Source organism: uncultured Gimesia sp., from assembly GCF_963972345.1.
Classification (GTDB): domain Bacteria; phylum Planctomycetota; class Planctomycetia; order Planctomycetales; family Planctomycetaceae; genus Gimesia.
The window spans coordinates 50,012-63,605 of the sequence record NZ_CAXAVM010000013.1 but is presented as its reverse complement, the minus strand read 5'-3'; the positions used below and the strand labels follow the sequence as shown (position 1 = coordinate 63,605).

At 53.0% G+C, this 13,594-nt stretch carries 16 protein-coding genes; 9 read left to right on the top strand and 7 right to left on the bottom strand.

The window, feature by feature from the left end:
- On the bottom strand, positions 1-1,375 hold a 1,375-nt coding region (locus AACZ40_RS03955; protein WP_339673362.1), incomplete at its 3' end, for a DUF1501 domain-containing protein.
- Between the two features lie 383 nt (positions 1,376-1,758).
- Between AACZ40_RS03955 and AACZ40_RS03950 the strand changes: the two genes are divergently transcribed.
- From AACZ40_RS03950 to AACZ40_RS03940, 3 genes are all read left to right on the top strand, one after another.
- Positions 1,759-3,795, top strand: a complete 2,037-nt coding sequence (locus tag AACZ40_RS03950) for a right-handed parallel beta-helix repeat-containing protein (protein ID WP_339673360.1) — start codon at positions 1,759-1,761, stop codon at positions 3,793-3,795.
- Between the two features lie 281 nt (positions 3,796-4,076).
- Entirely contained in the window at positions 4,077-4,973 is an 897-nt protein-coding gene (locus tag AACZ40_RS03945) for a dienelactone hydrolase family protein (RefSeq protein WP_291174657.1), read from the top strand.
- 125 nt (positions 4,974-5,098) lie between these two features.
- Positions 5,099-5,701 (top strand): flavin reductase family protein, encoded by a 603-nt coding sequence (locus tag AACZ40_RS03940; protein WP_291174655.1) that lies wholly within the window; start codon positions 5,099-5,101, stop codon positions 5,699-5,701.
- 77 nt (positions 5,702-5,778) lie between these two features.
- Here AACZ40_RS03940 and rnk read toward each other — a convergent pair whose 3' ends face one another.
- Positions 5,779-6,192 (bottom strand): nucleoside diphosphate kinase regulator, encoded by a 414-nt coding sequence (gene rnk, locus AACZ40_RS03935; protein ID WP_291174653.1) that lies wholly within the window; start codon positions 6,190-6,192, stop codon positions 5,779-5,781.
- Positions 6,193-6,381: 189 nt separating this feature from the next.
- Between rnk and AACZ40_RS03930 the strand changes: the two genes are divergently transcribed.
- On the top strand, positions 6,382-6,510 hold the full coding sequence (locus tag AACZ40_RS03930; RefSeq protein WP_291174651.1) for a hypothetical protein: 129 nt from the start codon (positions 6,382-6,384) through the stop codon (positions 6,508-6,510).
- 49 nt (positions 6,511-6,559) lie between these two features.
- On the opposite strand, the gene AACZ40_RS03925 is transcribed toward AACZ40_RS03930, so the two are convergent.
- The 4 genes from AACZ40_RS03925 to AACZ40_RS03910 all read right to left on the bottom strand — a co-directional run bounded on the left by AACZ40_RS03925 (position 6,560) and on the right by AACZ40_RS03910 (position 9,434).
- A complete protein-coding gene (locus tag AACZ40_RS03925; RefSeq protein ID WP_291174649.1) occupies positions 6,560-7,960 on the bottom strand; it encodes a sigma-54 dependent transcriptional regulator in 1,401 nt (466 codons plus the stop codon).
- 17 nt (positions 7,961-7,977) lie between these two features.
- Positions 7,978-8,622, bottom strand: coding sequence for a HAMP domain-containing sensor histidine kinase (locus tag AACZ40_RS03920; RefSeq protein WP_339673356.1), 645 nt, complete (start codon positions 8,620-8,622; stop codon positions 7,978-7,980).
- A gap of 9 nt (positions 8,623-8,631) precedes the next feature.
- Positions 8,632-9,153: a PAS domain-containing protein gene (locus tag AACZ40_RS03915; RefSeq protein WP_339673354.1), complete on the bottom strand. Its 522-nt coding sequence runs from the start codon at positions 9,151-9,153 to the stop codon at positions 8,632-8,634.
- A gap of 134 nt (positions 9,154-9,287) precedes the next feature.
- A complete protein-coding gene (locus tag AACZ40_RS03910) occupies positions 9,288-9,434 on the bottom strand; it encodes a hypothetical protein (protein ID WP_291174645.1) in 147 nt (48 codons plus the stop codon).
- Positions 9,435-9,957: 523 nt separating this feature from the next.
- Here AACZ40_RS03910 and AACZ40_RS03905 point away from each other — a divergent pair.
- From AACZ40_RS03905 to AACZ40_RS03895, 3 genes are all read left to right on the top strand, one after another.
- The gene (locus AACZ40_RS03905; protein WP_291174643.1) at positions 9,958-10,260 is read left to right on the top strand and encodes a hypothetical protein; all 303 of its coding nucleotides are present in this window, start codon (positions 9,958-9,960) and stop codon (positions 10,258-10,260) included.
- Positions 10,257-10,775: a hemerythrin domain-containing protein gene (locus AACZ40_RS03900; RefSeq protein ID WP_291174641.1), complete on the top strand. Its 519-nt coding sequence runs from the start codon at positions 10,257-10,259 to the stop codon at positions 10,773-10,775. Before AACZ40_RS03905 ends, AACZ40_RS03900 begins: the two co-directional genes overlap by 4 nt.
- A gap of 205 nt (positions 10,776-10,980) precedes the next feature.
- The gene (locus AACZ40_RS03895) at positions 10,981-11,355 is read left to right on the top strand and encodes an HPF/RaiA family ribosome-associated protein (RefSeq protein WP_291174639.1); all 375 of its coding nucleotides are present in this window, start codon (positions 10,981-10,983) and stop codon (positions 11,353-11,355) included.
- Between the two features lie 204 nt (positions 11,356-11,559).
- Here the strand turns inward: AACZ40_RS03895 and AACZ40_RS03890 are convergent, their stop codons facing one another.
- The gene (locus AACZ40_RS03890; protein ID WP_291174637.1) at positions 11,560-12,477 is read right to left on the bottom strand and encodes a DUF1559 domain-containing protein; all 918 of its coding nucleotides are present in this window, start codon (positions 12,475-12,477) and stop codon (positions 11,560-11,562) included.
- Between the two features lie 253 nt (positions 12,478-12,730).
- On the opposite strand from AACZ40_RS03890, the gene AACZ40_RS03885 reads away from it, so the two are divergent.
- Entirely contained in the window at positions 12,731-12,853 is a 123-nt protein-coding gene (locus AACZ40_RS03885; protein WP_291174636.1) for a hypothetical protein, read from the top strand.
- A gap of 354 nt (positions 12,854-13,207) precedes the next feature.
- Positions 13,208-13,510, top strand: coding sequence for a hypothetical protein (locus AACZ40_RS03880; protein WP_291174634.1), 303 nt, complete (start codon positions 13,208-13,210; stop codon positions 13,508-13,510).
- Positions 13,511-13,594: the final 84 nt, after the last annotated feature.

Below are 13,594 nucleotides of genomic sequence, written 5' to 3'. Positions count from 1 at the left end.
CATCGAGCAGATGATAGGGGCGTTCCAGTTTGTCGTAGGCGATGAGGTCGTCGATGCCCATGGCGTGGTAGACGGTGTGTGTGACGTCGGCGGGGGTGACCGGGCTGTTGAGCGGGTATTCGCCGTAGCGGTCGCTGGCTCCGAAGGTCTGTCCGCCTTTGATTCCGCCACCGGCGAGGACGTCGGTCAGGCAGTGCGTCCAATGATCGCGTCCGGCGCCTGATATTCCGCCGGAACGGGGGTCACCAATTTTGGGTTTGCGGCCCATTTCGCTGGTGACCATCACCAGTGTTTCATCCAGCAGTCCACGGTTGGCAAGGTCTTCAATCAAAGCGGAGTAGGCGCGATCGAATTCGGGCAGCAGGTTTTGTTTGAGGCAATTGAAGTTGTTGCCATGCGTATCCCAGCTGCCGGCACTCTTACATTTTTTCCCCAGTTTGTTGAGGTCCCCTTTCCAGAAGACTGTAATGAAGGGGACTTGTGCTTCGACCAGTCTGCGGGCGACCAGCAGGCTCATGCCGTTGATGGTTTTTCCATAGCGTTCCATGGTAGCCTGTGATTCCTGCTCCAGATCGAAGGCAGAAGTGGACTCTGAAGAAAGCAGCAGCGAGAGTGCGCGTTCCTGGTGCCGGTTCATGGTGTTGATTTCGGCGAAGCCATCAAAGTTGCGACGGGCGGTATCGAGCTGTTTCAGAAGTGACATGCGTTCGGTCAGTCGGTCGGCAGTGACATCCCCTTCGAGTGACATGGCCGGGCCGCGGAGCTTGAGCGGTTCTTCGCGCGTGCCCTGAATGTACATGGGGTCGTGTTCCACGCCGATGCGGGCGGCGAACTGACCAGGCCGTGTATAGGGGGCGCGGCTGGGCATGTGCGGGAGTGAAATCGCGTTCGGCAGACTCTTGTGTGAGGGACGTCGCGATGCGACTACCGAGCCCATGTACGGCCAGTCATCCGGCATCGGCGTCCGGTTATTGCCGAGTGTGATAAACGACTGGTCCGGAATGTGTCCGGTCAGATTGTAATAGTATCCGGCGTGATGATCGTTGGTATTCACGGTCGCGCCGACGGAGTTGATGAGGGCCAGGTGATGCGCCTGCTTTGCGAGCATCGGCAGATGTTCGCAGAGCTGGACGCCCGGTGCGGAAGTCTGGATGGGGGAAAACGTACCACGATAATTCGAGGGAGCGTGGGGTTTCATGTCCCACATGTCGAGATGCGAGGCACCGCCGCAGAGGAAAAACAGAATCGTGGATTTGGCGGTCTTTCGACCCGGTGCTGTCTGAGTCGGGGGAGCAGACTGAACCGCAGCCGGTTTTCCAAACGACATGCCGGCAAAGCCGATCCCCGAAGCCACCAGAAATTGCCGCCGTTGCATATCTCGTTCCTCTGTCGTATGTCAGGAGCCTGAGTTTAGACTCGTGGGTACCATCTGCAGCGTAAACCGAGCGAATTTCATATGTAATGCTGCTTATGTTAACATTATTTCGAATTCAAGTCCAGCACGACCCTGGAATAGAGCGAGAAATTGTTCAGGTCGTTTTCCTTTGAAAATTGATTGTTTCTACTGGGGGGGATGACCACCGTTTATGAATCATCAATGTCGCAGAAAGCCTGTCTGATTTCCTTGCATCGGCCACCTGGGTGACCTATTTTGAGGGAAATGTCCTGTTTCCCTGTCGAGGCTGTGAAACAGCCCGGAAATCCTCTGCTGGCCAAATCTTGTTACGCTGACTTCGTCTGCTTGTGAAAGGTAGTTTTATGTCTTTATTCTGTTTTCGATTCCTGATTGTGTGCTTCAGCCTGCTGATGATGTCTGCTGTGGAAGCGGGAGCGGGAACTGGCGTCAATCCAGGGGCGATTGACCAAGGGGCGATTGACGAACTGAAGGCAGGGAAAACGGATGTCGCGTATGCGTCCTGGTGGGGCTTTGAACGGGAAGATGCGACGGCAGCTTTGCAGTCGGCGATTAATTCCGGTGCAAAGAAAGTGATCGTGGAGAAGAGGGACGCGCCCTGGATTGTGACGCCAATTCAACTGGCCAGTGACCAGGAAATTGTCATTGAGGCAGGTGTGGAAATCCATGCGAAAAAAGGGGAATTCAAAGCGGCTACCGCTTCACTGTTGAATGCTTCGCTGAAAGAGAATATCAAGCTGACCGGAACGGGAGCCATCCTGCAGATGCGACGGGCCGACTACGATGCGGCCCCTTATCAAAAAGCAGAATGGCGGAACGGGATCAGTGTGCGGAGTTGCAGCAACGTGACTGTTAGCGGGCTGGTGATTCGCGAAACCGGCGGTGATGGCGTGTACCTGGGAGTGTCGAAACGGGGAGTGACCAACCGGAACATTACCATCAAAGATGTCGTCTTTGAACGCAATTATCGCCAGGGGATCAGTATTATCAGTGCCGAGAATCTGTTGATTGAAAATACCGTGTTTAAAGACACGGCCGGTACTGCCCCGATGGCGGGAGTTGATTTTGAGCCGAACCACGCAGAGGAATGCCTGGTCAATTGTGTGCTGCGAAATTGCGTTTCGGAAAATAATCAGGGGCCCGGTTATCTGTTGTACCTGACGAATCTGACACGGGAATCACAGCCGGTCTCCATTCGCTTTGAGAACTGTCGCAGTACGGGGAAAGGGAGAGCGCTCTCCTGTACCACCAGGAATAATAATCCCGGCAGCGTGCAGGGCTCGATTGAGTTTGAGAACTGTACTTTCAAAAGTACCGATCAGACACCGGTGGCATTTCTCGACAAACCGGCGGACGTCTGTCCGATCAGGTTGAAAAACTGTACGATCATTGGTCCGGAGAAGGATGATGCGGCGCTGCCGGTTATCCAGTTTATCGCGCGGTCGGGAGTCGTCGGTCAGATTGGCGGAGTCACTTTTAAAGACTGTGTAGTCAAAGCTGCTGACCTGCATCCGGTGATGGCTTTCTATGATGCTTCCTATATCTCAGCAGTGGAGAATGTGACGGGAACCTTGCGGGTTGAACAGGGGGATCGGAAAGTGGAATACGAGTTAACTCCCGCGTTGTTTCAAAAGTGGATGCCGGCCAGTGAAGCGGGCAATATCACGCCTTATGAAACAGACATTAGTCGGCTCAAGCCGCTCGACGCGAGTGCGAAAACCGACTCCGGGCCACGACGGAAGGTGCGGCAGCGCGGTTTGTCGCAGTACCTGCTCTATGCGACGCAGGGAGAGAAGGTTTCCGTGGAATTCAGTTATCATCAACTGGCGAAATACACGGGAGATAAGATACCTGTCAAAGTCACGACGCCTTCCGGGAAAGCAATTCCGGTTGACTCCATTCCGTTCAAACAGAGTGCAACCTGTGCATTCAAAGCTCCTGAAACGGGCGTGTATCGCATCACCTGCGATCCGGGGGCGAACTTTGTCACAGTGGATCAGTCGTCGCATCAAGTGTGTCTGACGTCGGAAGGGGCACCGATTCGACTGATGGCTGCCACGGGAGATTTTTACTTCTGGGTTCCCGCGGGAGTAGAGAAGTGGGCAGTGGGCGTGTTTGGCGGAGGTCCGGGAGAGCGCGTCAGCGCGAGACTGGTTGATCCCTCCGGCAAACAGGTCTGGTCAGAACAGAATATTGCCGAACCAAAGTTGTACACAGCGACTGGCCAGCAACAGGCAGCGGGAAAACTATGGCGACTGGTGCTGAACCGACCCACCGAGGGAGCCTTTGAAGATCACTACGTTCTGCTCGTTGGCATACCGTCCGTGCTGGCGTTAACTCCCGGGGAGATTCTGGTACCTGCGGAAGCTCTTCAGAAGTAACATCCTGTATCAGCGAATTATGATGTGAACCATGAATCGTAGTCTCGCTGAACAAATCAGAGTTTTCCCATAGGTCCGCGGCAAGGAAAAATGACCTGCTGCGTTGGCGAAACTGTTTGCAGTCATCAGAAAAATGTGATTAAATTGAATCTGTGATGCAGACTGCGGATCGGGACTGGTTTTTGAATCACGGTCGCCGCTGATCAGTGCTTTTTCTGCATCCATTGAATCTTCTGTCAGTTTCAGACAACAAATCAACTTCTTAATGAAAGACGATACTCATGGAACGTAAAGAAGCGGCGCAGTTTGATCAGGAAGTACTTGATCTGTACGACGACTATGCACATGGGCGACTTAATCGGCGTGATTACATCAAAAAACTCGGGATGTTTGCGGTGGGGGGAATGACGGCGGAAGCGTTGATGGCCAGTTTGAGTCCCAACTATGCCTGGGCAGAGCAGGTCAAACCCGATGATCCGCGCATCAAAACGGAAACGGTTACCTACAAGTCACCCCAGGGGGCCGGGGAGATGAAAGGGCTGCTGGCGTGGCCGGCGAAAGGGAAAAAGTTTCCGGCGGTGCTGGTGATTCATGAGAATCGCGGTCTGAATCCGTATATCGCGGACGTGACGCGAAGGCTGGCCGTCGATGGTTTTCTGGCGTTTGCTCCCGATGCATTGACGCCCCTGGGTGGTTATCCGGGTAATGACGATGACGGTCGTGCAATGCAGGCCAAACGCGATAAAGCCAAGATGACCGAAGACTTCATCGCAGCAGCAAAGTTTCTTGATACCAATCCGAAGTCGACCGGTCAAGTCGGCGCTGTTGGCTTCTGCTATGGTGGTGGAGTTGTGTATGAACTTGCCGTCAAGCTTCCCGATGTGATCGACGCGGGTGTGCCCTTCTACGGACGGCAGCCTGACCTGGAAGATGTGTCAAAGATCAAGGCACCGTTGATGATCCACAATGCCTCGCTCGACAAACGCATCATGGCCGGTGCTGCTCCGTTCGAAGCGGAGCTCAAAGAGCAGGGAAAAACGTTCGAGGCTTTCGTGTATGAAGGAGTCAATCATGGCTTCCACAATGACACGACACCCCGTTACGACGAAGCGGCGGCGAAAAAAGCCTGGGAACGGACCGTGGCCTTCTTCAAAAAGAACCTGGCCGAGAAAGACTAAACGATAAGGCATCTCCTTTCCGCTGCCACTTCTGGTGGCAGTGGTGAGGAGAAAGTCCAGGGTATTATTTCCGTCTTACTACGTATTCTCAGCCACCTTTTTCCAGTAGATAGATTTGACAACCAATGGAACTTGATTTTGAAGGCGCGGATCTGGATCGTGCTTATGCTGTATTATCCTCGCTGGTGACACCCCGGCCGATTGCGTGGGTGACGTCACTGGATGAAGCGGGCGTCGTGAATGCGGCGCCGTTCAGTTTTTTCAATGTGCTGGGCGCCCATCCGCCGATCGTCGGGTTCTGTCCGGGGAATCGGGAAGATGGAACGCCGAAAGATACGGCGCAAAATGTGCGAAAGCTGCATGAGTTCGTGGTTAACCTGGTGGATGAATCGCTGGCTGAGCAGATGAATCAGACGGCAGCCAGTCTGCCTTATGGAGTCAGCGAAGTTGAAGCAGGGGGGATGGAGGTGCTGCCTTCTTCCACTGTGAAACCGCCGCGGCTGGCGGCGGCGCCGGCCAGTCTGGAATGTGCGGAATGGGGGACGCTCCAGATCGGCGATAACCGGCTGGTGATCGGACTGGTCAAGCGGGTGCACATTCAGGATCAGTACTGGGAGGCGGAGACGAACCGGATCCGGTCCGAAGAATTGCGTCTGATTGGCAGAATGGCCCGGCCCAGCTGGTACTGCCGCACGACAGATCGATTCCAAATGGAACGACCGCAATAATCGAATGCCTGAATGCGATTGATGTCATCGGTGTCATCACTGTCTGTCGTCATCGTTTGGGTTTAATGGGAAGCAGGTTAAATCGTCAGTCCTGAACGTTCGGGCTGGAATAAAATTTCTTCCACCCGAATTTTGCTTCCGCCTGACAATGCGCGACTGCGTAACTGATCGCCAATACGATAGCCGAGAATGGCAGTACCGATGGGCGTGAGGATTGAGAGCTTTCCCTCTTTGATATTTGCATCATCCGGATACACGAGCGTGTACGTTTCCAGTTCGTCGGTCTCCAGATCGCGCAGACGCACGGTTGAGTTCATGGTGACGACATCGGGGGGGATCTCTTCGGATTCGACAATTTGGGCCACAGCAAGTTCCGCATGCAGACCACTTAAATAGGGTTTGTTTCCGATCGCCTGTGTGAAGTCGCTGAGCAGCAGATTCTGCAGCCGCTGGTAATCATGTCTGGTGATGAATATTTTCTGCTGATTCATCGCTGGTCTCCTCTAATAATAGGGATCGTCGAATTGACGTGTATTGTTGACGTGTGCTGGGTCGGGATCTTCAGACTGTGTCCAGTTTTACAGTAGCGTCTCCAAGGCCTTTTGGATCGAGTATCATAGATCGGGAGACGCTATGGTTAAATGTGACGCGCTCTAGAATCTGTCTGTAGAAGCTGACAGATGACATTGCAAATAGCAGACCATTTTGGCAGCAATCGACAGAATCTTTCAGTCGGAGAGAAAGATGCTGCTTACAGCGGGAATGCAGGGACAGCCAGGGAAGGAATGGCTCTGAAGAAAGTCGTGTGATGAGGCGTGACTGTGAACTGTCGTTGACGGTCAGTGGAAACGAGAGGTGTCAGTTGCGATAGTCGGCGGCTGAGAGACCATGTTTTTTTAACAGTTTATGCATTCCCTGGCGGGAGAGACCGGCCTGCTGCGCTGCCTGCGAAATATTGCCGCCATGTTTTTCCAGCAGGGAAGCAAGGTAAGAATGCTCAGCCGTTTCGACGGCTTGGTTGCGTGAGGCATCCTGTAAATCCATGGACGGGGATTCCCCGTCGTGCTGAGTCCGCCTGAGTTGTTCCGGCAGGTCGGCGAGTTCAATACAGTCAGAACGCGAGAGGGTGGCGGCTCGCTCAATCACATTTCGCAGTTCGCGGATGTTCCCCGGCCAGCCATACTGTTGAAAACACTCTTTTGTCTCAGCAGAGAAGCCATTCACCGGCGACCTGGCGGGTTTGAGTTGGGGGAGAAAGTGTTCGGCCAGCAACAGGACATCGGCGCCCCGTTCACGCAGGGGCGGCAGTTCAATGTGGATCACGCCCAGTCGATAAAACAGGTCCTGTCGAAATCGGCCCTCTTTGACTTCGGTTTCCAGATCACGGTTCGTGGCGCTGATGAAGCGGGTATCGACTTCGACCTGGGTATTCTTTCCGACCGGAGTAAACTTTGATTCCTGTATTGCCCGCAGGAGTTTTGCCTGGGAGGTCAGGGGGAGTTCCCCCAGTTCATCAAAAAACGCGGTCCCCTGGTGGCAGAGACTGAGCAGCCCGGCCTGATCTTTCACCGCGCCGGTAAAGGAGCCTTTGACATGGCCGTACAGGACAGACTCGAACAGCGACTCGGGAATTGCCGTACAGTCGATGACCTGGAAGTTGTGTTTTCGTCGATGACTGTGTTGGTGAATGGCGCGGGCGACAACTTCTTTCCCGGTGCCGCTTTCCCCCGTGATCAGAACATTGGCATCACTTTCGGCCAGGCGATCAATGATTTCGAGCAGTTCCATGACCGGGGCGCTGCGTCCGAGGATTTCCGGGTACCGTTCGGAGAGTTCGCTTTGTTCAAGGCTCTCAGAAGCGGGGGTAGGGGCGGTCTTCACCGGGCTGGAAATAGCGCGGCGGACACTGCTGAGTAAGTCTTCAAATTTGACCGGTTTCAGCAGGTAGTCGGTAATACCCAGGCGGATGCTCTCTATGGCAGAAGGAATCGATGGGACTCCGGTAACGACGATCAGCGGTATGTGAGACCAGTTGCGTCGCCCTGCACGCAGCAATTCGAGCTTTAAATTTCCGGGCATATTCAAATCAGAGAGAATCAGATCGAAAGGCTGGGTCTGCAGTGCTTCGAGTGCCTGTTGCGCATCGGGAACGCAGACGCATTCATAACCGGATTTGCGCAGGAGTTCGCCCGTCGTTCTCAGGTAGAGCGGTTCATCGTCGGCGATTAAAATGCGGCGGGCGGGGGTGTTTGTCGTCATGGTTCTGTTCTGCTACCTCAGGAAGCCTGGATCGATCTGGGAAAACTGGCTGTAAAGCGGGTCCCTGATCCGGGGGAACTTACGACATCAATGCTGCCTCCCAGCGCTTCGATCAGGCTGCGCGAAACAGAGAGTCCCAGCCCCATGCCCTGGCGGGGCATACCCGTTTTGGTGCTGAAAAACGGATCGAAAATGCGGGGAAGATGTTCTTCAGCGATCCCCGATCCCTGATCGACGACCTGCACTTTGACTGTTTCGCCGTGCAGGCTGAGCTGGAGGGAAACGGTGTCGCCGGCTGCGGAGGCCTGGATTGCATTCTGAATCAGGTTCAGCAGGATCTGTTTGACTTCGCCTTCCGGCAATGTGACCTGGATGTCGGTTTCAGCGGCTTCCCGTTCCACATGCACCTGTGCCTTGCGCGCTGCCGGTTCCAGCAGGCGGATGACCTCCTCCACGATGTTGCCGATCGAGAAGGAAGTAGAACGTTGTGCGGTCGGACGATATAGTTGATACATCAGATGGGTGATCGAACTGATTCTTTCAATCTCCCGGTCGATTAATTCCAGCAGTTCGAAGTGCTCGTGATCGGCCGGCACGTCTGCCTTGAACAGGGCGAATGCATTCCGAATGCCAGCCAGCGGATTATTGACCTCATGCGCCACGCCGGCTGCCTATTGTCCGAGTGCCGCTAGTTTTTCCATTTTGCGTCGGTTTTTTTCCAGCTGGGTGATTTGCGCGGTCCGTTCCTGCACCAGCTGTTCGAGGTGGGCTGCATGCAGACGTAACTGCTCGCGCAGCTGATTGCGTTCGGTGATGTCGCGAATACTGGTCCGAAAGCCGAGGTGTTTTCCGTTTCCGTGAAACATCGGCTGCCAGGAGACGGCCATCCAGAGTTCGTGGCCAGCGCGGTGCAGCACGCGGAACTCGACATCGTTTCCGATTTCATCTGCCTGTGCCCGCTGCAGAACCTGGGTGATTTTCTCCTGATCTTCCGGCGCTACCAGGGGCAGCGGGTAATCGGGCATCTCCAGGCATTCCTCCGGGGAATAGCCGGTCATCCGTTCTACCGCGGCGTTGACCCATAACAGTCGGCCGGCGCTGGTATGCCAGCTCTCCCAGTCATACGTACAATTGGCAATCGCACGAAAGCAGTCGTTGTTGAATACATCATCGGTGGAAAGAGTTGTTTTCATGATATTGATTATACGCGCCCCGCATCGTTCCTGATAGAAAATATGAGGAAAAACAGAAGCCAGCCTGCAGTCTGCGGATCTGGATGCCGCCTGCAGACTGGCTTGAACGGGTTACGTTGAATGGGAAACAAGGATCAGAGTAACGATCGCATCAGGAGTGCGATGATCGTAACCAGGATCAGGATGAATTGTCCCAGCAGAATTTCTCGGCTGGTCATGAGATTGACGACTGGTTCACGGTGCTGATCTGGCTTGAACGAGAAGTGAGATTTGTGTGTCATTGCTGGGGTCCTTTCTAAGGAGATTGATTCTGGTATCCCCGCTGAAGTGCGTGATACCTGGCCCCGAGTCCTGCAGCATCTTACTCCTCCCCGGGATTCGCAGGAAGCTGCAGCGAATCGAGGCACAGGTCAGGAGACTATAATGCAATCGCTGTGCCACTTGCAGGACGATCGGCTCGCTTTCCGGTTCTGAAACGGTAGCGCGGGTTGCGGAGTTAAGCCTCTGCGCAGCTACCAGGAACTGATTGTGTGGCTGCTAAGCCGGTTCGGCACATGGTTTGCGAATCCAGTCAGGTGGCCCGCTCACTGTTGAGGTCAGAAGGGCTTATTGGCGCGAGCCTGATTGTTCTGCTGGAAGCATTATTTTGATTTTTTCAGCAGAACGGCGACAGTTTTTTCAGGTTGCTATCAATCAGGGTGTCAACGTGAGTTGCCTGTCCTGATTGAAGACCGTCAACCACGGTTGACAGCAACGGGCAGTATTTAAGGAATCCAATTCAGCTCATTGAGGAGCCACGTTCTCATGTCGAAAATCTCTCAGAACTTTCAGCAGGAGTTTTTCAAACTTTTCCTTTCCCGGCTCGTTTCGACGAACCAGAAAATGCAGTTCCAGGAGTTGAAGCTTGAACTGGAAGGGGGGCGATTATGTGTGCGGGGCAGAACGCAAACCTATTCCGCGTTACAGCGGTTGTTATGCATGGTGCGGCAAATGATTGCGGGACAAAGCAGCAGCATGACCTGTCCGGTTCATCTCTGGATTCAGGTTGGTAAAGAACAGAGGTTATTCGAAGCTCACTTCAAGCAAAGGGAAGGAACAATATCATGATCAGTGCGCATCCGAAGCTGACAATCAATGCCGCCTTTCTGCAGGAGATCAAAGATGACAATCTGAGATTGTACGGACTGCTGGATCAGCTGCGTGCCTGCTGGCTGGTGAATGATCCCGATGTCTTTCGGCCGGAATGGTTCACGGAACTCATCTGTGATTTACGGGATCAGATCGCGATGCATTTTGCGCTGGAAAACGCGTTTGGATATTTTGAAAAACCGTTGACTTCCGATCCACTGCTCTCAGCCGAAGCACAGCGTCTGCTTGATCAGCATGAGGAACTGTATCTGCAAATCTGTTCAATCGCAGAAGGAGCCGAAGCACTGTTGTATCCTGAAATTGATGAAGCAGGCTATTCCAGACAAGTGGATCTGTTTAGAGAATTCTACAAAGCCTTTCAGGCACACGAATCGGCGGAATTTGATTTGATGATGAATGTGTGTTTAAAGCAGCAGAAAGAGAACCGTCCCCTGGTTTCTTCGGATCAGGAAGCCGGGTTTTGCGGGAGGTGAACAGAAAATTAGAAGATATTTCCCGGATCCGTTATTTCCAATTATCTTATTGTCTGCTCATCCGCGTTAGATAAAATGGATTTAGACCGTGTCCAGTTTGGCTGTCACGTCTGCAGGTTCCCTGGGACCGACAATTGAGATGCGATAGTTGAATGCGATACGCTCTATGACCCGAGTGACTTAATTTTTCACAGAGGAGAGTTAGATGCGAAACTATGACTTCGAATGTGTGGCTTTGCAGACCGATTGCAGTGCTCAAACAAAAGAATTTGTCGAAACACAGTGGGATCAGGCAATCGACCGGATTGATAACTGGATACGCACTGTCAGCATTTATCTAACCGACATCAACGGCCCGCGCGGTGGGATCAGTAAACGCTGCCGTATCGTCGTGCATACGCAATCGGGTGCCCCTGTGATTGTGCAGGATACCCAGGAGCGGATCTCCACGGCGATTACCCATGCCATCAAACGTGCCGCTCATACTCTGAAAAGACAGGTGGCGAAAAAACGAAGCAAAAAACGTCAACCATTACATTCCGTGATCGAAACGTTGCCAGAACTTGAAGCGGAAGTGTAACCGGTAATCTCTCAACAAGTCAGATTCTTCGGGTGCGTCAGTCTGTTGTGGGCTGGCGCACTTTTTTTGTCCCGGCATTGCTTCAAGACGTGGTTGCCGGATCGCCGTTGTTTTCTTCCGGGCGTAAAAAAACGGCTGCTCACAGGGAACAGCCGTTTTGTCATTTGCAGGAATCCGATTCGACGAACCGGAACTCGCTGTTGTTTAATATTCGCCAATGACTTTGCCGTCATTGATCAGTCCCAGGTACTCGTAGGTTTCTGAGCTGATGTTTTCACTCAGGAAGCTGACGCGTCCATCGCCGAACAGGAAGTGGCAACCGCCGACGTGAGTACTGCTGGCGGCTCCATCGGTCGCGCCTGCATTGTTGATCAGGAAGTTACCAGCAGCGGATGTTCGCAGACCATTGTCAGAGCGGGTTCCGCGGGCACCAATCCAGATACCCCCGTTGGCAGCGCCTTCGGTGGTGCGTTCTCCGGCGAGAAACGAGTTGCTGGCACCGTCGGTAAAATCGCGGAGACTGTTGCGTGAGTTTCCGTAGAAGGCACCTTCGTAGGTTGGTGTTGTCGTGCCGGTGATGAGGCCATCGCCGTCCCAGTCGGTACCGACTGTCGCCAGGTAGTTTGATTTTCCGTACGAACCGCGGTCAGTGTTGACGCCGCCCATCGGGTCAGAAGGACAGATGAAAGCGGGCAGAATGGTTTTTGCCAGGGTGGTTGTGCCCACGGTGGCGGTGGTGTCGTCCAGCCAGTGCAGGCCGGCACCGTTGCCGGTGGCTCCGAACATGCGGGTCGAAATGTTGTTGTATAAGTTAGCCTGATCCATGAAGGGCAGGATATAGGTTCCCCAGGCGATGCCCAGGCCGTTAGTGGCTCCCGCGTTGGGGGCACCACTGCGTACTCCCTGGTACATAAGGGGGAAGACACGGTGCGTATCATGGTAGTTATGCAGCGCCAGGCCGAGCTGTTTCATGTTGTTTTTGCAGGTGCTGCGACGTGCTGCTTCACGTGCCTGCTGCACTGCGGGTAGAAGTAATGCGATGAGGATGGCAATAATGGCGATCACTACTAAAAGTTCGATCAAAGTAAAACCGCGTTTCTCGTTCCGTTGAGTCGTTCTCATAATAAGTACACGTTCCTTTAAAATGGAGGTTAGACAGCACAACCCTGGTGCTCAAACTGTGCTCAGAATGGGTTAAAAAAAGGGGGCTGAATCATCGGCCGTGCTTCTGACGTACCCCGGAAATGTGTAATGCTAAAACGATATCAGTCTGAAATAATCAACAAAACTCTCAGCGGCTGTGGGAATGCAACCCGTGCGACTTGAACCTGGGGGCCTCCCCACCTGACCAGAACAGCCCGCAGGATTTTGCACGATGGCAGATCAGTTCCTGGTGGCAGCCTGTAGTGGCTGGCAGACATCGCCCTGTGCCGAATACTGTTTCCAGCAGGGCAAGAAAGACAATCGCTCCGGCTCTCAACGAGCCGTAGTAAAATAAAGTGTTGTTAAGTACATGTCAGAGAGGAGGTTAGCTCTCTGCATTAATAAGAAATCGTACAGAAAGGAGATTACTTACCGATAAATTAATATTTTGATCAAAATATCTTAAAGATAGTATGAAGGAAGGGGAAAGGCGTGGCAACGGGTTCAGTGGTGGGGCAGTGTAGATGCTGGGTGTGGCGGGTTTGGGGGGTGTGACTTTAGCTGGTGCGGAGAGGAAGCAGAGGGGAAAATTGATAAACTGGACGCCTCATCAGTTCTCTGATAGTCTAGTTTGGTAAAGTATGACTAAATTTGTGAAACTCCTGACGTTCCAATCAGAGCGAGTTTCTATTATTGGGGAGTTCCTTCAATGCAATTTTCCATTGATGCAGGTCACGACAAACAGATCTCTGTAGAATTCAGGCGAAACAGCTTTACCGGTAGGACCACAATCACAATTAATGGAAATGAACAAACATTAAAAAGTCCGTATCGCCTGTCTACTCATTTTGATCTTGAATTCACCAAACGATGGGAGTTTTTTACAGATCCACCACAACAGTCAAAAGTGGTGGTCGAAGAAATTCGCCCTTTCTGGTTTGGAGGATTCCGCCCACACCAGTACAACCTGTATGTTGACGATTTACTGGTCTTGGAAAATTGTGGCTACTAATCACTACCTTGCTATGATTTCCAATTCAGCAATTTCCGCCAATTAAAAATGCCTGCATCCACTTGATGAAAGCAGTCTTGCTGC